This window comes from Methylovulum psychrotolerans (assembly GCF_002923755.1).
Classification (GTDB): domain Bacteria; phylum Pseudomonadota; class Gammaproteobacteria; order Methylococcales; family Methylomonadaceae; genus Methylovulum; species Methylovulum psychrotolerans.
Genome location: NZ_PGFZ01000004.1, coordinates 80,290 through 100,526, shown reverse-complemented (window position 1 = coordinate 100,526; position 20,237 = coordinate 80,290). Strand labels below are relative to the sequence as shown.

Annotated in this window: 19 protein-coding genes; 11 read left to right on the top strand and 8 right to left on the bottom strand. The window is 52.2% G+C overall.

The genetic code is table 11. The features are described from left to right. Nucleotides 1–273: 273 nt before the first annotated feature. The gene (locus AADEFJLK_RS10620; RefSeq protein ID WP_103974249.1) at nt 274–1,251 is read left to right on the top strand and encodes a C-type lectin-like domain-containing protein; all 978 of its coding nucleotides are present in this window, start codon (nt 274–276) and stop codon (nt 1,249–1,251) included. 179 nt (nt 1,252–1,430) lie between these two features. Here the strand turns inward: AADEFJLK_RS10620 and AADEFJLK_RS10615 are convergent, their stop codons facing one another. The 5 genes from AADEFJLK_RS10615 to AADEFJLK_RS10595 form a co-directional block, all read right to left on the bottom strand. Beyond that, nucleotides 1,431–2,078, bottom strand: coding sequence for a carbonic anhydrase family protein (locus tag AADEFJLK_RS10615; protein WP_088620520.1), 648 nt, complete (start codon nt 2,076–2,078; stop codon nt 1,431–1,433). Between the two features lie 146 nt (nt 2,079–2,224). Continuing rightward, nucleotides 2,225–2,668, bottom strand: coding sequence for a hypothetical protein (locus AADEFJLK_RS10610; protein WP_088620519.1), 444 nt, complete (start codon nt 2,666–2,668; stop codon nt 2,225–2,227). 25 nt (nt 2,669–2,693) lie between these two features. Continuing rightward, nucleotides 2,694–4,097, bottom strand: a complete 1,404-nt coding sequence (locus tag AADEFJLK_RS10605; protein ID WP_103974247.1) for a TolC family protein — start codon at nt 4,095–4,097, stop codon at nt 2,694–2,696. Continuing rightward, on the bottom strand, nt 4,097–5,464 hold the full coding sequence (locus AADEFJLK_RS10600; protein ID WP_103974246.1) for an HlyD family secretion protein: 1,368 nt from the start codon (nt 5,462–5,464) through the stop codon (nt 4,097–4,099). The genes AADEFJLK_RS10605 and AADEFJLK_RS10600 overlap by 1 nt, the downstream gene beginning before the upstream one ends. Further along, complete coding sequence (locus tag AADEFJLK_RS10595) at nt 5,461–7,125, bottom strand: ATP-binding cassette domain-containing protein (RefSeq protein WP_103974245.1); 1,665 nt, start codon at nt 7,123–7,125, stop codon at nt 5,461–5,463. The genes AADEFJLK_RS10600 and AADEFJLK_RS10595 overlap by 4 nt, the downstream gene beginning before the upstream one ends. Before the next feature lie 376 nt (nt 7,126–7,501). Between AADEFJLK_RS10595 and AADEFJLK_RS10590 the strand changes: the two genes are divergently transcribed. Further along, nucleotides 7,502–8,161 (top strand): TetR/AcrR family transcriptional regulator, encoded by a 660-nt coding sequence (locus AADEFJLK_RS10590; RefSeq protein WP_249028017.1) that lies wholly within the window; start codon nt 7,502–7,504, stop codon nt 8,159–8,161. 102 nt (nt 8,162–8,263) lie between these two features. On the opposite strand, the gene crcB is transcribed toward AADEFJLK_RS10590, so the two are convergent. Both crcB and orn read right to left on the bottom strand, forming a co-directional pair. Beyond that, the gene (gene crcB, locus AADEFJLK_RS10585; protein ID WP_103974243.1) at nt 8,264–8,977 is read right to left on the bottom strand and encodes a fluoride efflux transporter CrcB; all 714 of its coding nucleotides are present in this window, start codon (nt 8,975–8,977) and stop codon (nt 8,264–8,266) included. Between the two features lie 2 nt (nt 8,978–8,979). Further along, on the bottom strand, nt 8,980–9,525 hold the full coding sequence (orn, locus tag AADEFJLK_RS10580) for an oligoribonuclease (protein WP_088621551.1): 546 nt from the start codon (nt 9,523–9,525) through the stop codon (nt 8,980–8,982). A gap of 407 nt (nt 9,526–9,932) precedes the next feature. Between orn and AADEFJLK_RS10575 the strand changes: the two genes are divergently transcribed. Beyond that, entirely contained in the window at nt 9,933–11,180 is a 1,248-nt protein-coding gene (locus AADEFJLK_RS10575) for a M48 family metallopeptidase (protein WP_103974242.1), read from the top strand. Continuing rightward, nucleotides 11,180–12,052: a ribosome small subunit-dependent GTPase A gene (rsgA, locus tag AADEFJLK_RS10570; protein WP_103974241.1), complete on the top strand. Its 873-nt coding sequence runs from the start codon at nt 11,180–11,182 to the stop codon at nt 12,050–12,052. Before AADEFJLK_RS10575 ends, rsgA begins: the two co-directional genes overlap by 1 nt. A 332-nt stretch (nt 12,053–12,384) precedes the next feature. Here rsgA and AADEFJLK_RS10560 read toward each other — a convergent pair whose 3' ends face one another. Continuing rightward, on the bottom strand, nt 12,385–13,539 hold the full coding sequence (locus AADEFJLK_RS10560; RefSeq protein WP_103974240.1) for a glycosyltransferase WbsX family protein: 1,155 nt from the start codon (nt 13,537–13,539) through the stop codon (nt 12,385–12,387). A gap of 338 nt (nt 13,540–13,877) precedes the next feature. Between AADEFJLK_RS10560 and AADEFJLK_RS10555 the strand changes: the two genes are divergently transcribed. From AADEFJLK_RS10555 to AADEFJLK_RS10525, 7 genes are all read left to right on the top strand, one after another. Further along, nucleotides 13,878–14,513 carry a class I SAM-dependent methyltransferase gene (locus tag AADEFJLK_RS10555; protein WP_088619020.1) on the top strand — a complete coding sequence of 212 codons (636 nt, stop codon included), beginning with the start codon at nt 13,878–13,880 and terminating at the stop codon, nt 14,511–14,513. A 3-nt stretch (nt 14,514–14,516) separates the two neighbouring features. Further along, a complete protein-coding gene (locus AADEFJLK_RS10550; RefSeq protein ID WP_103974239.1) occupies nt 14,517–15,182 on the top strand; it encodes an acetyltransferase in 666 nt (221 codons plus the stop codon). Nucleotides 15,183–15,415: 233 nt separating this feature from the next. After that, on the top strand, nt 15,416–16,336 hold the full coding sequence (locus AADEFJLK_RS10545) for a glycoside hydrolase family protein (RefSeq protein WP_103974238.1): 921 nt from the start codon (nt 15,416–15,418) through the stop codon (nt 16,334–16,336). A gap of 445 nt (nt 16,337–16,781) precedes the next feature. Next, the gene (locus AADEFJLK_RS10540; RefSeq protein WP_103974237.1) at nt 16,782–17,657 is read left to right on the top strand and encodes a class I SAM-dependent methyltransferase; all 876 of its coding nucleotides are present in this window, start codon (nt 16,782–16,784) and stop codon (nt 17,655–17,657) included. A gap of 259 nt (nt 17,658–17,916) precedes the next feature. After that, the gene (locus tag AADEFJLK_RS10535; RefSeq protein ID WP_103974236.1) at nt 17,917–18,609 is read left to right on the top strand and encodes a WbqC family protein; all 693 of its coding nucleotides are present in this window, start codon (nt 17,917–17,919) and stop codon (nt 18,607–18,609) included. Next, the gene (locus tag AADEFJLK_RS10530; protein WP_103974235.1) at nt 18,606–19,640 is read left to right on the top strand and encodes a glycosyltransferase family 2 protein; all 1,035 of its coding nucleotides are present in this window, start codon (nt 18,606–18,608) and stop codon (nt 19,638–19,640) included. The genes AADEFJLK_RS10535 and AADEFJLK_RS10530 overlap by 4 nt, the downstream gene beginning before the upstream one ends. A gap of 277 nt (nt 19,641–19,917) precedes the next feature. Beyond that, nucleotides 19,918–20,237 (top strand): hypothetical protein (locus tag AADEFJLK_RS10525; RefSeq protein ID WP_211299192.1); only part of this gene is annotated, 320 nt, incomplete at its 3' end.

The following is a 20,237-nucleotide window of genomic DNA, read 5'->3' as shown; positions in this document are numbered from 1 at the left end:
CGATATAACCGTGTGCACCAACACTTTGCCAGATACCCATTTATCGCCACCTAGCAAAAACAAAACCCAGGGCATTGCATAAAGCGCACCATCTGCTGCTATAAGCATAAAAAAGCAATATTATAAAACCCGGATCACTTTTTTCGCACTTTTATTGTTTTTTATTCAGCAACCGTTCAGTCGTGCGGCTATAACATAAGGCGCATTCAACAACCACCTGTTGAATGCGCCTTATGCCGTATATCCTTAAATCCCGACAATGAGATAAAAACAATGACAAATAAAAAATTAGGTTTATCTATAGCGAATACCCTATTAGTAACTGCCGCCCTACAAGGTTTAACGCCTGTGGCCGCCGATTCCCTTAAGGTATTTAACCCTGTAACAGGACACTATTATCAGCGCTTTGACTTGGCCAATGTCAAACAATCCACAGCAAACGCCAATTGCAGCGCACTAAAGGCACATTTGGTGACGTTTGCAGGCACTGATTACGGTGTTGACAATAAAGAAGCTGATTTTGTTTACTCGCAACTGGTCAGCAAATCACCTGCCGGAGCCCCGAATGGCAACAATAATTTTAACTTTATTGGTGCTGTATTCAATGAAAATACCTACACTTGGTCATGGCTGACAGGTGAAGCCTTCGGCAAAAACTTTCCGTCTGCAAACGGCGGTTATGACTTCTATGGGATGAAAGTCAGCGACGGAAAATGGCAGTTAGCCAACAACGATGGCTATGTACAATATCAAGGCACTTACTCTACCGGCTACGTCTGCGAATGGGAAGGCAATGACTATGTTGCCAGCGCCACCGTACCCGACCTTAACAATAACGGTGTAGACGAAACTGCCGCGCTTTATCTGGACTACAAAACCAACAACCACACCGTCATCATCCGTGACCCCAAAACCCATACGACCATCAGCACCCTAACCTTTGCCAACTCCACCCCCACACCGCCTATTGGTTTGGCAGTCATCGCCGATATGAATATCAACGGTGTTCCTGAAATAGCGGTGCTGTCAGGGCTGACCATCAGAATTAAAGATGCAAAAAACAACAACGTTTCCTTAAAAACGTTTAACTTTCTGAACAGCACCTACCAGCCACGTTCGCTGAGCGCCACTTACAGCTCGGATAAAACCTTTAGCGAATTAACCGTTGTCGGTGTCTTGCCCACAGGCAAGGCAACCGCCGAAACCCGCGACAGCAAGTCCGGTGCCCTGCTGTATAGCGACACCTTCTAAAAGTAAGCGCCGCGCGGTAAGTTGGGCATTCAGCACTTGCCCAACTTACCCAATCTCATCTTGAATTTCGGTAGCGGCATGGCATCGTTTTTAGCCCACCGCCACCAGCCCCTCCGCGAGCGTATTGTCAGCAAAACGTTCAGGAGGAGAAAGCGGGCTATCGCACCTGGGAAGCCTTATCACGGGTTATTAACCAACAACGTATCATCATAAAAAGTAACCGCGCCACTTGCGATATCATGCGTACCGCCAACAATGCCAATCGTGCCGTCGGCAATCATCTCTTTTAATATAGGGCTGCGTTCCAAAACGGCATGTACCGTCCGCTTGACATTAATCACCGACACTTTTTCGACAAATTCACCATTCCCTGAGTGCCGGTTTTCGGTTTCGGTTTTCTCATCATAAACGGCAGGTTGCAGCTTTGCAAGCAAGGCGGTCAGGTTGCCCATTTCGACATGGTCACACGCACCTTTAACCGCCCCACATTTGGTATGGCCTAACACGACAATGAATTTTGCCCCGGCGACCTTACAGGCAAACTCCATACTGCCTAAGATGTCTTCGTTAATAATACTCCCGGCGATACGGATACTAAAAACATCCCCCAAACCTTGGTCAAAAATCAACTCCACCGAGGTGCGCGAATCTATACAGCTTAAAATGACCGCAAACGGATGTTGGCCATCGGACGTTTCATTGGCCTGTTGCAGCAAATTACGGTTGACCTTCAGATTATTGACAAAGCGTTTATTACCTTCTTGCAACAACGCCAATGCCATTGCCGGAGTAATTCCTGCTTGTATTGCTTTCGTTAACGTTTTCATTTTTAGTTCCACTGCTTGTTATAACCCATATAGCCTTAAGCCAATCCAACCCATCATTTAACGCCTAACCGCCGTTACCCAACCCTCGCCTTGGCCGAACAAGACTTATTCGGCAACCTCAAAATCCCCATAACAACCCTCTTGTGTCACATCAACAAAAACATAAACCCGCTTATCATTAAGGCGGAATGGATCAGTATCAGCTTAATTTTCTGCGCTGTCCGCTGACTGCGCCAGTAATACACAAGCCGATATTGATAAGCGTAGAGCTTGCGGAGCGCGTAATCCCTAAGGCTATGCAACGCCCTAATAGCTGGCCGCCAAACCAAAAAAATGCCCCCTATCCCCACCACGACACTGAAATAAAACACAGTCAATTGCGCCAAAAACTTATCAAAGCCAAACGTGTGCCGTAAAAACTCCTCAAGCACAAACGATGTGGCTTCATAAAAAGTGTGCGCCACCCAGACAATGCCATGAGCAATGGCCTCAGGAAAGTGCAGCAGATAACCCAATGCCAACAAACACAGCAACCATTTCACTATCGGAAAGCGCTTTATTTGATCTTTAACCTTCTCATTTACCGTCATTTGAGCCTCTCTTAACGCAAGCAGATTAGTCAACATAGTGCTCCTGAACACCCAACACAGCCTGATAATCAGCATAACTCCTGAACAAACTGGCGGTGGCTTCGGCGTACTGCAAGGCCGCATCCCCTTTCGCTATCTCGCGCAAATTAACGAACAGCAACGTGCTTTCACCCAAATCAAACCGCGTCTGTTCGCCGTCCGCCAATTGCTCGGCGGCATTCAGTTGCTCGGCGCTTAATGACAAGCGTTTGCGCACCGCTGACAGCGCCGAAAAAACATCTTTCACTTCCACCGCAATACGCTCTTCCTGCAATTGCTTATCCCACTTTAAACGGCGGACATTAGCCGCCGCGACTTGGGCGCGGCCACTAGCGGCGCGTTGCTGTAACGGAATATCAATATTCAATCCCACATACAGCTCGTTACGGTTAATCTTATCTTTGCTATGGCCTATATCATTCGCCGCCATCACCGACAAATCGACGGCAGGGGCACGCTGGTTTTGCTGGAATTCCAATTCTGTTTGGGTTTGTTTAGCTTGCACGGCCAAACGCTTGGCTTCGGGCCGATGGTTGAGCGAGACTTGCAACGCTTCGGCAGCATCAAGCGTCTTTATCGACACCGGATCAGGAAACCGTTCCGGCAGTTGCCCGGCACTGGGCAACTGGGGCTGACCGTCCGCATCACGCCAATAAAATGACAATTGGAGCGCCGTCTGTTCCAATAAACGTTGCGCAGCCACCACCCGCTCTTGGCGTTCGATGATAGCGCGGCGATTATCCAAGGCTTCAAAATCAGGAATATCCCCCGCCGCCACCCGCTCGCGTATGCCTTTATCACGCTGCTCGGCAATTTGCAGCAAATGCGAGGCAACCCTTAAACGCTGCCCTGCTAACACCCAATCCCAATAGCGATAAGAGGCCATCCGGGTAGCTTCAAGCAACGCCAGCTCATAGTCATGACCAGCGACTAATTGCCCCCACTCCGCCTGCTGCAAACTTGCCCGGCGGCGGTCAATGTCACGGTTACGCCATAAGGGTACATTCACCCCAATGCGGGCTTCGCCGCTTTGGGCAGTCTGGCTTTTACCTTCATAAAGCGGGTAATCGCCCACGCCCCGCCGCCACCCGCCAAAAAACGTTGTCCCCCAAAGTGCCGTGGGTTGCTCCACGCTAATGTCATTGTTTTGGTTTTCATACAAACCCGCAACAGACCAGCGGTTTTGTGCTTTTAATAACGTATCAAAGCCGCCTTCTGATGCCGTCAGTTCGCCAGCGGCGACTTGCTTGCGCTGCTCAGCGGCCAACAACCCCGGAAACGACTGTTGCGCCGAACTGACCACCCTATCCAGGGTGAGTATCGGCGGGGCACCTGCTGCCGACACCAAAGCAGGCAACAGCAAAATCATAAATATAGCGGCTTTAACCATCACCCTTTCCCCCCTTCATCTTTCGCTTTGTTACCCTCTTCTTTTACAGCGTCTTTTGCAACGTCCGCCCCATAAGGTTCGGGCAAAATCAAAGGCGGAAAGCCATTAAAAATCCGCCACAACTCATAACCCAAAGTGACCTGCCCTAACAACACCCAACCATTCACCCGAACGCCTTGGCGCAAGAACCGCGTGCCAGGCCATGCTTTATCATCAGCATCAGGCCTCACTAAAATCCGAAAATGGCCTTTGCCGTCATCGGTTGCATCAATCAACGCCACCCGCCCCCCAAAAGAGCCGACAGAAAATTCAGGCCACCCGCCAAACTGTATCGCGGGATAGCCTTCAAACTGCAAGCGGACAGGGCTACCCGTTACAATCAACGGCAAATCGTTACCGTCCACCCATAATTCGACCGCCCGATCTTGCGTATCCGGGACAAAAATGGCCAATGCCTGCCCCGGTTTGACCATTTCTGCCCCAGGGTTCGCCAATAAGCGCAACACAACCCCATCACGCGGTGCAGTAACCGTTTGGGTTTGTTGCCGGGCCAAACGGGTTTGCAATTTTAAAATGTCGGCACGGACGCTATTTTGGTCTTCAATCGCCTTACTTAATTCCGCGCGGGATTTTTCCACCGTAGCGGCGGCATCCGCCGCCAGTTTTTGCTGATCCGACGTTAACGCCGCCACTTCACTGGTTGCCGCCGCCAATGCCGCCTGCGCCCTTTCGGTATCCGCAGCACGTTGCGCCATATCGAGTTGGGATAACTCCAGCGTCCGTTGCGAAGCCAACCCTTTCGCCCTCAACTGTTGCTGTCTGGACAGATTTAAAGCCGTGGTCTGCTTAGCGGCCTGCGCCGCTTGCACAGCTTGTTCTGCCGCTTTCCGCCGCTCAGCCGCCATAGCCACACGCGATTGTGCCGCCGCTACGGCTTGGGGGCGGGCGCGTTCCGCCAACCGCAATTGCTCACGAAAGGTATTCACCCGGCTGTCGGTCGCTTCTTGCTTTGCCAAAGCCGCTACCTGCTCAGCCGCCAACCGTTGCAATAACTGAGGGTCGTTATCCAACAATTCCGCCAACACCTCGCCTTGCTTAACCTGTGAGCCTTCCCTAACCAACCACCGCGCAATGCGGCCCTCCACTTGGGCGCTAATCAATTGTTGGCGATCAGCAGGCGTATAAGCGACGATACGGCCAACACCGCGCACGTTTTGTTGCCACGGCGTAAAACCTAAACATAACAGCAACAGCAAGAACAACTTAAGCAAGCTCCGCGCAATCCGCTTGGCAACCGGTGCCGTCTCAACCGCTTTTAAGGTCGTCACTACCGACAATAAGGGCTGGTTTATTTCATCGTATTTCATAAGCCACCTTCATTTTTATTGCCTGAAAAGCGGTTGTCATCAAGCCTGATGTGCCTCTGGAACTGGGCAATAATGTCGGCACGCTGGCTAGTGGCAATCAGTGTCCAAGGCGCATCTTCGGCCAGTAAAACCCCCATAACTGTCGGTAACACACGGCTATCAAGCCGATCCAAGACCCTATCCAACAACAACAAGCGGGGCCGTCCGATCAAAGCCCGCGCCAAAGTCAACCGCAAACATTGCTCATGGCTTAATGGCGAACCATTCGGCAGCAACAGGGTTTCCACACTGTCAGGCAATATTGAAACCGTGTCCGCCAAACCAACCGAAGCCAACGCCCGCTTAACCTCCGTTAAACCCAGCGCCCGCCCCAACCGGACGTTATCCGCCAACGTGCCGGAAAAAATCTCAGCCTCCCGCACCAGACTGACCGTATTGCGTAACTGTCCCAGATTAAGGTCACGCAAGTCTTGACCATTCAAACAAACCTGCCCCGACCGAGGCTCGCGCAAACCATAGATAATATCCAACAAACTGCCCTTAGCAATCCCTGCGCTAACAGCCAGACGTTCGCCTGGGGCAAGCTGAAAACTGACCTGATTAAGTGCATCCAAGTACATGCTTTCAGGTAAGCAGAGGTTTTCAACCGCAACCGTATAGGGCGCGTCTATACGCGCCGGCATTTCGCCGTGGTCTTTTTCCTGCGGCAAATCCAACAAATAGCCCAGCTTATCGACACTCGCCAACATATCGTAAAAATTCTCCAATGCCTTGCCCAAGCGCGTTAAGCCGTAAATCATCGCCCCAACCACCAATTCCGCCGCAATCAATTGCCCCAAACTCAGCTGATCAGAAATCACCATCCAGCCGCCCATACCTAACAACAAGGTATTGGCCAGCGCGTGCAAAATTAAGGCACTGATATTTTGGCCGGACAACACCTTAAAATGCTTTGCGCAAGCATCCACATAATTTTTCGCAATCTGGTCGGTTTGGGCATTAAGATACGCCCGGTTTTCCGACGACTTGCCAAGCAAAGGATTGGCGGCTAGCTCCTCCAACCAAGCTGCCGCCTTATATTTGGCCTTAGATTGCTCAATGGCGGACGCCAAGCCATTTTTACCCATCCCAAACAAAATAAACGCCAACACGCACACAAAAAACAAATCAAAAGCCAGTAACAACGGATGATAAAACGCCAACAATAACATACCGATAACCGCCTGCAACACATAGCCCAACAACTCTAACAACATTACAGAGGCGGTTTTTTGCAACGTCACCACATCAAAAAACCGATTGGTCAATTCCGGCAGGTGATAATCGTTTTTAGCCGCATAGCGGATTTGCTGTAAGCGCACCGCCGTTTCGCCAAATAAGCGGACAAACACCCGCCGTTGCAGCATCTCCACCACATAAAACTGCAAGGCCAGCAAGCTGTTACTAAAGCCTAACAACACCAACAACACCACCGTCAGCACCAACAATGGCTGAAACAACGCGCCAAACGCAATCGTATTGACCAACGCCTGCACAGCAACCGGCGTAGCTAACGACAGCACCCCAATGCCGAGACCATAAATAATCAACGTGCCAATATCTTCACGCTCAAGAGCGATAAGCTGTTGCAACCGCTGTAAGGGGCTATGCGCACTATTCATAAGATGCCAGTCCTAAAACAATCATTTACTTTTTTAAATAAGAAACCTACAATCATAGGCAATAATATACTATCTATAAAAGATAGTATTACTATCAATATAGATTGTAAAGAAATTTTTGCCGGACAAAAAGAACCCTCATGGCCTCTGGACATGACAAAACCAAATTCACAAATAAACTATTGTTAAATCAAAAAATTACCGGACACATCGGCACACGAGCCGTTTTGGAAAGCAGGCGCAGCGTCGCGCAAAGAGGGCCATGCCAGCGGCTTCTGCTGCAAAAGACAGTTGCCGTCATGTGCCAGCATAGTCACCATCAACAACATAAAATCAGCACGCAACCAGGATTATGGAAATAGAATTGCAGATAAAGATGAATGAGAAATTGTTTCTCAGAAACCCAGAACAATCCGAACTGGGCAAGAAAATAATTATGCACAGCATTCGGCTAATACATAAAAACGGTTTTGAAGCCTTTACCTTTAAAAAGCTGGCCGAGGAAGTAGGCACGACTGAGGCGGGCGTTTATCGGTATTTCGAAAACAAACACCGCTTGTTGATTTACATTGCCGCTTGGTACTGGGCATGGCTGGAATATCAGGTCATGTATCAGACCAATAATATTCACGACCCTGTCGTTAAATTGAAAATGATCATCAAATTATTGGCGACCACCGTAAAAGAGGGAGTCCAAACCAGCTATGTCGATGCAAACCTGTTGCATCAAATCATTATCACGGAAGGCTCTAAAACCTATTTGACGAAACGGGTATCGGAAGACAACAACGACAAATTATTTAAACCTTACAAAGACCTATGCGCCCATATCGCCCAAGTCATTCTGGAATATAACCCCAACTACCGATACCCAAAATCCTTAGCCTCCACCATTATTGAAATGGCGCACTTTCAGAATTTCTTTAAAGACCACCTGCCTTCTTTAACCGATTTTGGCGACAAAAAAGACGAATCCGACACCGTCGCTTTTCTTGAGGACATGCTGTTTCGCGTCTTAAACTGCCATGAAAACTAAACCGGAACAGTCCGGCAAAACGCCAAAAGGCACGGCGATTGCAGCGCGGGCATCTTTGCCCGCAACAGCAGAAGAATTGCCGAAGTTAGCTAATGCGCACACCTACCCACCCAACTTAGCAAGTTGCCGCACCGCCCACCAACCCAAGCCCAGCCCCAATAAGCCAGCCAGCGTATTGGCGGTAAAACCCAGCGCCAAGCCCCGCGCTTGGGCAGGATATGCAGACCCGTGTTCCAACAAATACAGCAACACATACAAACCTGACAGCCCCAAATAAGAAAACCCCAGCACAATCATTAACGTCAGTTGCTGTTCGATAGCCAGCGGCACTTTCGGTAACAGCGCCGTAGCGACCGCGCTGATTAAAAACGCGCCAAACACATTGACGAGAATAATGCCGTAAGGGAACAGGCCATCGGGGCCGGGAAGGGTTTGCCCCGCCAAGGCCTTGCCGCAAAGCAAGCCCAACCAGATGGCCAGCAGACAGACACCGACACTCACCGCCACATTCAGCAAAGCCTTAACGGCTTGGCCTTGTTGCAGCAAGTATACGGTTTCTAAGGAGAAGGTGGAAAACGTGGTGAACGCCCCGATAAAACCGACCAGAATCGCCGCCCGATAATCCAAAGCAAAAGCGATGCGGTTCAGCACCAGGGCTTCGGTCAGCAAGCCCAACAGCAAGGAGCCGATGACATTAACCGCCAACGTGCCGTAAGGGAAACCGCGCCCTAACCAGTGATAAACGCCAGTCGACACCATAAAGCGTAACACGGCCCCGCAAGCGCCGCCCAACGCGACTGCAAACAGTTGGTTCATGCTTAATATTTAAGAAAATGTGTCCGGTAATAGCGCAATTCTTCAATCGACTCGATGATGTCGTCTAAGGCCTGATGCTTGGCCTGTTTTTGGAAACCTTGCTTAAGCTCCGGTGCCCAACGCGCCGCCAGTTCTTTCAAGGTCGAGACATCAATGCTACGATAGTGGAAGAACGCCTCCAACGTAGGCATATAGCGGTATAAAAAGCGGCGGTCTTGGCCGATGGTATTGCCGCACATCGGCGATGTCCGCTCAGGCAACCATTGGCGCAAAAAATCCAGCGTCATCGCTTCGGCTTCGGCATCGCCAATCGTCGAGGCCCTAACCCGTTCGATTAGGCCGGATGCGCCATGATGCGCTTGGTTCCAGTCATCCATTGCCGCTAAGGCCGCCTCAGACTGATGCACGGCGATAACCGGCCCTTGCGCCAAAATATTCAGCTCTTTGTCGGTGACAATAGTTGCCATTTCAATAATAAGGTCTATATCAGGGTTAAGACCGGTCATTTCCAAGTCTATCCAAATAAGATGTGAAGAATCTTGTGCCATGTCAATTCCGTTGTGTTTAATCTGGCGCTTAGTGTAGCATTGGGCAGTTAAATCCGCACCTTTGTGCAGCTTGTGCGTAAAACCACCCACAATTGACGGCGGACGGATGCAGGCCTAAATGAACGGTGCCGAACGACAACCACCCGTGCCGTCAACGACGCTTAGGAACGTGCATGAAATAAAATCGAAAGTACGGCAACCCCCTCCCAGCCTCCCCCTTGCCAGGGGGAGGGGCTTTTCCCCCTGACTTTCGCCTGTACAACGGGAAAGACATAAGCTCCCTCCCCTGCCAAGGGGAGGGCTGGGGTGGGGTTTAACACGCTGAGGCGCAATGGAACGCCTACTTAATGTTACGCACGTTCCTTAGCACTTAAGCCACACCTGTTACCAATTAAAAAGGACTATTAATGAACACCTTTACGCTATTTTTTCTCTTCGCCCTGAGCTTGTCGTTCGGGGTAGAATACTGGCTGGCGCAGCGCCAAGCCAAACATGTCGCCGACCACCGCCCCGCCGTGCCGGAAGCCTTCCGTAACAGCGTCCCGTTAGAAGCGCACCAAAAAGCCGCCGATTACACCTTGGCAAAAGGCAAACTCGGCGACATTGACCGCATCATCAGTGCCGTGGCCTTGCTGGCGCTGACCTTAGGCGGCGGCATCAACTTGGCGTTTGCCTGCTGGTCACAACTGCTTAGCTCGCCGTTTCTGGCCGGGCTGTTCGCCACCGCGACCGTTTTTCTCATCATGACCTTGGTGGAAATCCCCACCCAGCTCTACCAAACCTTCGTCATTGAAGAACGCTTTGGCTTTAACAAAAGCACCGTCCAACAATTCGCCAAAGACCAAGCCCTGCAACTGGCCTTGGGTGCGGCGATTGGTTTGCCGCTGCTGGCGTTGATCTTATGGGTGATGGACAGCATCGGCTCCTCTTGGTGGCTGTGGGCTTGGGCGATATTAATGGGCTTTTCGCTGCTGATGAGCTGGCTGTTCCCGACCGTCATCGCGCCGCTGTTCAATAAATTCACCCCGATGGAAGAAGGTTCTTTAAAAGACCGCATCCAAGGCTTGCTGGCGCGTTGCGACTTCCAAAGCCAAGGCATTTTCATCATGGACGGCTCCAAACGCTCCGGCCACGGCAACGCTTACTTCACAGGCTTAGGCAATAACAAACGCATCGTCTTTTACGATAACTTGGTCAATTCCTTAGACGAAGAAGAGCTGGAAGCGGTCTTAGCCCACGAACTGGGCCACTTCAAACGCAAGCATGTCATAAAAATGCTGGTCGCCAGCGCCGTTATGAGCCTGATCGGCTTCGCCGTGTTAGGCTGGCTGATTAACCAAGACTGGTTCTATACCGGCTTAGGGGTCAGCTTAGAGCAAAAATCCAATGCGGCGGCGTTAATGCTGTTTATGCTGGTCTCCTCCACCTTCACCTTTTTTATGCAGCCCATCACCGCTTTCTGGCAACGCCAATTCGAGTTTGAGGCCGACGATTTTGCCGCCAACAACGCCCAAGCCAGCAAAATGATCAGCGGCTTAGTCAAACTTTACGAAGAGAACGCCAGCACTTTGACCCCCGACCCCCTCTACTCCGCGTTCCACTACAGCCACCCCCCAGCGGCCATCCGCATCGCCCACCTGACCGCCAAAGCCTGATGGCGGCGGTATTTCAAGGCTTGGTCATCGCCCACTTAGGCCAAGGTATCGCCGTCGAACACGACGGCGCTATCTGGCTCTGCCAAACGCGCCGGAAGATTGACACCGTCGCGGTCGGTGACCAAGTGATGGTCTCAGAAGCCGCGCCCCTGCAAGGGCGTATTGAAGAAATCCTGCCGCGCCGCTCCGTGCTGCTGCGGCCCGCCCGGGGCGACAAAGCCCGCCCAGTCGCCGCCAATATCGACACCGTGTTCATCATCTTTGCTGTCGAACCGTTTTGCGACTTTTTATTGCTCGACCAATATCTGGCGATTTGCGAAAACCATAATTTCAACGCCGCCTTGGTGCTGAACAAAACCGACCTGCCCGCCTCGGCAGATATTGAACACGAACTGGCGCATTATCGGCAACTCGGCTACCCGCTGTACCGCGTCAGCGCCGCCGCCAGCAACGGCCTGGACGAACTGAAAGCCGTCCTGAACCAGCAATTGAGCATTTTTGTCGGCCAATCCGGGGTAGGCAAATCCTCCTTAACCAACGCCCTGATCCCCGACAAAGAACTGAAAACCAACACCATCTCCGCCACCACCAAACACGGGCGGCACACCACCACCGCCGCCACCCTCTACCACCTGCCCGACGGCGGCGACCTGATCGACAGCCCCGGCGTGGCGATTTTTGGCTTGGCGGATATGAGCCTACAACAACTGGCTTACGGCTACCGCGAATTCCAACCCTTGCAGGACGAATGCCGCTTTAACAATTGTAGCCATGTCTCCGACAAAGGCTGCGCCGTCCGCGCCGCCGCCGAACAAGGCACCATCGCCCCCAGCCGCTACCAACGCTTTTTGAAACTGCGCGAGAAGATGTAAGGCTTGGCTCAGCGGCTGACGTTACGCAGTAACGTCGCTTTACCCCCGTTTGCCGCGCCGAGCATCGCAGGTTTTGTCGGGATCAGCCCGAAGGGGCGCGGCAGGGATGCCGCGCGTCGGCAGGAGGGCAGGAGCCCTCTCTGCCGACCCCCGACAAAACCGAGAAGCGCAGGATTAAGCGGCAACCGGGCCGCCTTTTCTTTGGATACTTTCTTTTGGCGGAGCAAAAGAAAGTATCTCGCCTTCGGGTGCGAGAACCCGATTAAAAAACCGTCGCGATAGCGACTCATCGCTACATTTTTCAATGTCGCAAAATGACTATGTAACATCAGTTAAGGGTCGAGCGAGCCGCGCCCCTCCTCTTCCCCGCCAGTATCTGCGAGCAACTCTTCTTTAATCACCTCAAGATAGCCATGACCAAAGCGCAAATCCGGTTCCAGATGATTGCCCTCAGCCCATTCGTTCCATGATTTGACAAACACAAACCGCCGCTGCTCAGGCAAGCTACTGACCCGCCGCAACGCTTTTTTCAACTGGCGGCGAAAGTATTTCGGGGTCGAATTGTTTAGGACTATACCCCGTTTGCCGCTACGCGGGGTATTATCCCAATTGGGGATCACACAAGGATAGCTCTCAATACCGTTGACAGGTGGCGCAATAAATTCCTCGCTGACTTTTTGATACGCGTAAACCATCGGTAACCCACACCATTGGGACAGCTTTTTCCGGCACACTGCCGTCAACTTACGCCAAGGCTGCCGCCAAGACAGCCATTGTTTACCCAGCGGAAAATGTAAATCAATGCTGGCATCAAACCCGGCCTGCTTAGGGTCCCAACACGGCGAGAAACGCGTTTCCGCAATCAGAAACAACCCCGGCAAGCCCGCCTGCACCGCCAACTCCCGCCAAAAATCCGTCACTTGCAGCGCGTCCGGCAATTCCTTAGGGTTATAAACCACAAAAACCGGCTTGCCATCGACGCACACATAACGCTTATCCAAAAACGACGGCAACAGATACTCAAAATGCCGACGATGGTCTGCCATGCCCGGATAAGTCTGCTCTATCAACACCTTATCCGCCGCACCATGCCAGATGCCCGACCAAGTCTGGTTCGCCCAACACAAACAGAACGGAAAATCCGGCTGCCCCGATGCCAACACCTCTTCAAAAGGCCGTTCCAATAACCGCTCTCCGGCAAACCAATAGTGATAATAACAAAACGCCTCAATGCCATAGTGGCGGGCCATATCGGCTTGGGCAGCGCGGGTTTCCGGTACCCGCAAATCATAAAAGCCCAAATCAGCCGGGATATGGGGTTGATAATGCCCCCAAAATAACGGTTTAGCCTTTGTGGTATTCGTCCACTCGGTAAAGCCCTTGCCCCACCACAAGTCATTTTCGGGGATAGGATGGTATTGGGGCAGATAAAGTGCTATTAAGCGGGCTTTTTTGCCAAAAGACGGCGATGCTTCTATAAATTCCATGTAAGATTAATCAAGTAAGACGTTCATAGCCAGTCAAATTATGCGCCAGATAACACACTAAGGCCATAAGATCCAGCTTTAAGAATGTGCCAGGCAAAGAATAAACCTTGGCCATAATTTCCACAATCATTTATGCAAATTCCGTCATTTATACTATAATTTTTCCAAGACGCAAGTGTCCCTGACGCAGAAACAACCTAATTATCACCATGCATCATATCCCTGCTACCCGTTACGGTATTCTTGAGCAAAACCGCCCCGATACGGCGTTAGAAGCAGCCGAACACGCCCTCGTGCTGTATTTCGAGGCACACCCGCGCGATTGAGAACAACATTAAATGGCTAAGACCGCAACCCCGGCATTGCTTGAAGAAGTGGCCGCTTATTATGCCGAAAAACTCCGCCAGCATGGGCAAACCCCGCAAGGCGTGGACTGGAACAGCGCCGCAGGCCAATGGCTACGCTTTCACCAACTCGCCAAATTGTTTGACGGCAACCAACACTTTTCCGTCAACGACTTAGGCAGCGGCTATGGCGCATTCTATGATTTTATCAGCCAGCACTATCCCCATGCCGCCTACATCGGCATCGACATCTGTGAAGCGATGACCGAAGCGGCACAGCAACGCCATGCCGGACAAACCCAAGCCCGCTTCATTTGCGCCGACAGCCCCGACCAAACCGCCGACTATGCCGTCACCAGCGGCATTTTTAATGTCCGCTTTGGCCGGACAGATTCAGAATGGCAGGCCTACTTAGAAACCACCTTAGACAGCCTAGACCGCAGCAGCAGCCGAGGTTTTGCCTTCAATTGCCTGACCCGTTACGCCGATGCCGACAAAATGAAAGCCAACCTGTACTACGCTGACCCGTGCCAACTCTTCGACCTGTGCAAGCGCAAATATTCGCGCAACGTCGCCTTACTGCATGACTACGACTTATACGAATTCACCCTCTTAGTCAGGAAAAGCTAAACTATGGGCAAACCACTGGTTATTTTTGGCACCGGCGACATCGCCCAACTGGCGCACTTCTATTTCAGCCGCGAATCCGACTACGATGTGGCCGCCTTCACCGTCGACCGGGCCTATCTGCCGGACGGCCTGTTTTGCGGCCTGCCCGTCATCGCCTTTGACAGCCTGACCGAACACTACCCGCCCAGCACCTACGACTTGTTTGTCGCCCTCAGCTACGCGCAACTTAACGCCGTGCGCCGGGACAAATACCGCGCCGCCAAAGCTTTAGGCTACAGTTTAGCCAGCTTCATCAGCCCCCGCGCCAGCTTGCTCAATGACGGCCAAATCGGCGATAACTGCTTTATTTTTGAAGACAACACCATTCAACCCTTCGTCCGCATCGGCAACAATGTCACGCTCTGGAGCGGCAACCATATCGGCCACCATTCCGTCATCAAAGACCATTGCTTCATCGCCTCCCATGTCGTGGTGTCCGGCGGCGTGGAAATCGGCGAACAATGCTTTATCGGGGTCAACGCCACCCTGCGCGACCACATTAAAATCGGCGACCGCTGCGTCATCGGCGCGGGGGCGCTATTGCTGGCCGATGCCGCAGCGGAAGGCGTATATATCGGCAACGCCACCGAACGCGCCAGAGTACCCAGCACCCGGCTAAGAAAACTATGAACCAAGCTATACTCTGAACGGCCAAGTTTTCGGCTTTTACAATTCACCGTAGGGTACGCTGTGCGTACCTTTTGCACTGATTTTATGAGGGTTTTTTAAAGGTACGCACAGCGTACCCTACCAAAAAAACCGAAAACTTGACCGTTTAAAGTATATACGGCCTGCAATGGTCTTTAGCCATTGCACAATAACCTAACCGGATTAATCGTCATTTACTTAACATCAGACGCTACATGAACCAAACTTGGCGCAAACTAGGGCTACTCTATTGCCCAGCGGGAGATAACCGCCACCCCAAACTCTTGACCCATGCCGCCAACCCCCTACCCGTCCTGATCGGCGGCGATGTCTACCGGATTTTTTTCAGCGGGCGGGATGCCCAAAACCGCTCCTCAGTAGGCGCGGTCGATATCGACATTGTCCGCCGCACCGTCATCCGCGAACATGAACAACCCCTCTTTACCCACGGCCCGGCAGGCAGCTTCTATGCCGACGGCGTAAGCATCGGCAACTGCTACACCGCTAACGGAGTCCGCTATATGCTGTTCATGGGCTGGCAAACGCCCCAACACAGCCACTGGCGCGGCGACATCGGCCAACTGACCGTGCACCCCGACGGCAGCCTAAGCCTAGCCAACCCCGCACCGCTGTTCACCGCCAACCACCTAGACCCGCTCAGCTTCTCCTACCCGTGGGCACACCAACACCCCGACGGCAGCTACCGGATGTGGTACGGCTCCACCCAAAGCTGGGATGCAGGCAATGGCGAAATGCTCCACGTCATCAACACCGCCGCCTCACCCGACGGCCAACACTGGCAGCGCGAAGGCCTAGCCATCCCCTACGCACTGGGCATAGCCCAAGCCTTCTCCAGACCGACCGCTATACAAGCCGCCGACGGCAGCTACCAGATGTGGTTTTCTTACCGCAGCGGCACAGGCACAAGCTACCGCATCGGCCACGCCACCAGCTCCGACGGCCACCACTGGCAACTCGCCTTAGACACCGCCGGCATAGACGTATCCGCCAGCGGTTGGGATGCGGACATGATCGAATACCCCTTTGTCTTCACCCACCAAAGCCAAACCTATATGCTCTATAATGGTAACGGCTACGGCAAAAGCGGCTTCGGCTTAGCGGTGTTGGAAAGCTAACCGCCGTAGGTCGGGCAAGCGGTTCTGCCCGACGTTTTAACCATTCCGCCCCACCCAAAAGGCATAGGTATCTACACCAGTTTATTTATTAAAAAATATAGCAACCATTAATCCATCCGTCATTCCGACAGATACCGTCACTCATGGGGCGACATAGCGTGGAGTGCAATGGTCTTTAGCCATTGCACGATGGCTTAAACCGCGCAAGGCAACATTCAGCCTGTCGCTTACCTAACGCCGGAGGCTATCGGTACCTTGGTGCGCCCAGCTTAGGCCAACGTGCAATGGCTAAAGACCATTGCACTCCGTGCTGTGGCTATGACAGGGGTATGCCCGAATGACGGGTAGATTTATTGTCGCTACATTTATTAGCGGCCAAAGCCTGTGAAACCCATCGAAGCCTTAATTAAACTTGTTTAGATACTTATGCCCAAAAGGACCAAAAATGAAACGTTGCCTAAACTGTAACGGCTATTTCGACGCGCCAGCACTAAGTTGCCCGCATTGCGGGACAACCCCCGCCGCCATCGCCGGATTCACCGCCTACAGCCCCGAATCCGCGCAGAACGGCAACGGCTTTAAAACCAGCTATTTCAGCGCACTGGCCCAGCTAGAAGCAGGCAATTTTTGGTTTTGCACACGCAACCGCCTCATCCTGTGGGCGCTGACCACCTACTGCCCCAACCTCCGATCCTTCTTAGAAATCGGTTGCGGCACCGGCTTTGTCTTAACCGCCATCGCCCGCGCCTTCCCCCAAGCCCAACTGCACGGCAGCGACCTATTCAGCGACGGCCTGAGTTTTGCCGCCCAGCGCGTACCCACCGCCAACCTCATGCAAATGGATGCCCAACACATCCCGTTTTACGCAGAATTCGCTGCCATTGGCGCTTTCGATGTCTTAGAACATATCGCCGATGACCGCCGCGTACTGGCGCAAATCCACGCCGCCCTCAAACCCCAAGGCTACCTTATCCTGACCGTCCCCCAGCATCCCTGGTTATGGAGCCACCTAGATGACTATGCCTGCCATGCCCGCCGTTATGAGGCCAACGACTTGCACCAAAAAATCACCGCCGCCGGATTTACCCTGATCCGCAGCACCTCTTTTGTCTCAACCCTACTGCCCGCCATGATGCTCTCCCGCTGGCTACAGCACCGCAAACCCCACGCCACACGAGACGCATCGGCAGAGCTGAAAATCCCCCGCTGGCTAAACACAGTCTTAGCGGCGATACTGCGCGTTGAACTGGCGGCCATTAAAATCGGCCTCAACCTCCCCATCGGCGGCTCCCGGTTTATACTTGCCCAAAAACGGGAATGAATACGCATCTTGGAGCGCGGGCATCCTGCCCGCAAGAGCGGGCAAGATGCCCGCGCTCCAAAGAAGAAACCGCCTCATGATACTGAATAGCCAAAGTTATCTTATGCACCTTCCCCCTAATTTTCGCCTGTACGACGGGAAAGCCATAAGCTCCCTCCCCTGCGAAGGGGAGGGCTGGAGTGGGGTTTAACACGCAGAGATGCAATGAAACACCTATTTAATTTTACGCACCTTCCTTACCCAAACAACCCAAGCCCCCATGAAAAAAGTCGCCATCCTACAATCCAACTACATTCCCTGGAAAGGATACTTTGACCTAATTGCCGCCGTTGATGAATTTATCCTCTACGACGACATGCAATACACCCGGCGGGACTGGCGCAACCGCAACCAGATCAAAACCCCGACAGGCGGGCAATGGCTGTCCGTCCCCGTACAAGTCAAAGGCAAATACCTGCAAAAAATCCGCGACACCCAAATCGACGGCGACACCTGGCGCCAACACCATTGGCAAACCCTCACCCACAACTACCGCCAAGCCCCCCACTTCAAAGACATCGCCGCGTGGCTAGAACCGCTCTACCACACCCCAGACAGCCACCTATCAACCCTCAACCGCCGCTTTCTCGAAGCTGTCTGCGCCTATCTGGGCATAAACACCGTCATCAGCAACTCCTGGGACTACCACCTGCCCGAAGGCAAAACCGAACGGCTCGCCGACCTGTGCGCACAAGCAGGCGGTAGCGAATACCTCTCCGGCCCCGCCGCCAAAGACTACCTGCAAGAAAACGTCTTCACCGACCGGGGCATCAAACTCACTTGGTTCGACTATCAGGACTATCCCGACTACCCGCAACTGTGGGGCGACTTCACCCACTACGTCTCCATCCTCGACTTACTGTTCAATTGTGGCCCCCAAGCCCCCCATTACATGAAATACGTCCGCCCATGAAACTGTCCATCGTCGCCACCCTCTACCACACCGCCCCCTACCTCAACGAATTTTACGCGCGGAGCAGCGCCGTCGCCCAACAACAGGCAGGCACAGATTATGAAATCATCCTAGTTAACGACGGCTCGCCAGATAACTCGCTCGCCATCGCCATCGCCCTGACCGAAACCGACCCTCGGCTACGCGTCATCGACCTGGCGCGTAACTTCGGCCACCACAAAGCCATGATGACCGGCTTAGCGCAAAGCCAAGGCGACCGGGTATTCCTGCTCGACAGCGACCTAGAAGAAGAACCCGAATGGCTACCTAGCTTTGCCGAACAACTGAACACCGAAGCCGCCGACATGGTCTATGGCGTACAATGCCAACGCAAAGGCACACGCTGGGAACAACTGACCGGCAGCCTGTTCTACAAAACCTTCCGGGCCGTTACAGGCTTAGCGCAACCGGATAACATCGTCACCGCCCGCCTCATGACACGCCGCTACGTCAACGCCCTGCTCAGCCACCAAGAACGCGAGCTGAACATCGGCGGCTTATGGATCACTACGGGCTTTAAACAATGCCACCAAACCGTCCGCAAACACGCCACCAGCCCCACCACCTACTCGTTCCGGCGCAAACTCAGCCACTTCGTCACCGCCGTGGTATCGTTCAGCAACCGCCCCCTAACAGCTACCTTATACGCCGGCACCCTACTCACCAGCACCGCCCTAGCCTATATCGCCTACCTGAGCTTCTGCGCCACCGCCCTAAACACCCCACCCACCAGCACCAGCACCCTCATCGCCGCCCTCTGGCTATTCTCCGGCCTCATCATCTTCTTCCTAGGCATCCAAGGCATCTACATCGCCACCATTTTTACAGAAGTCAAACAACGCCCCTACACCATCATCCGCCACATCTACCAACAACCGCCCGCTACCGACAGCCAGCACAGCGACTTACAGGCCGAGGCGATTGCAGCGGTTAGGCAAATGGATGTTGGCGAGCTTAAGGCGATGTTGGCGGCGCGGGCTGTGCGGGATTAGAGGTAGACTTGATGATGCGGTATTTGCTTCTTGTGGAGTTTTGGCGTTCCGGCTCAAAACATACGCCATTAAAATAAAGGGGATGTCAGACGGATTATTTTCTAAAAACTTTATGAAAATGGTAATAGTTCATAGCAGATAGCATATTAAATTGCTAGACTGGTCTGGGCAAAATTAGTAAGAAACATTGGATTACATCTATAAATTCACAAAAAAACCACTATTATAAAAATACCGCACTAACAATTAATTACAAAATTACAACAAAGGATGCTAGATGAGAGTAAATTATTACGGTTACTATATAAAAAACAAAGAAACAGGAGAAGGCTCTATTTTTAATATAAAAAATATGATGCGTGCATTTTGCGATATTGATTCGCCTAGTTATAAAAACAATTTTTTTCACATAGATGAAAATCTTTATTTGTTTAAGCGTTCAAATGATGTATTCTTATTCGTAATGACAAGATCAAATGAAGTAATAAAAAGAATAAACAGAAAAGAAATAGGTGTTGAGGAGATCTACAAGATATTACAAATAGATGAAAGCCTTGGTTTTGCGTCATATATTTTTATAGACAATGGTTATATTGG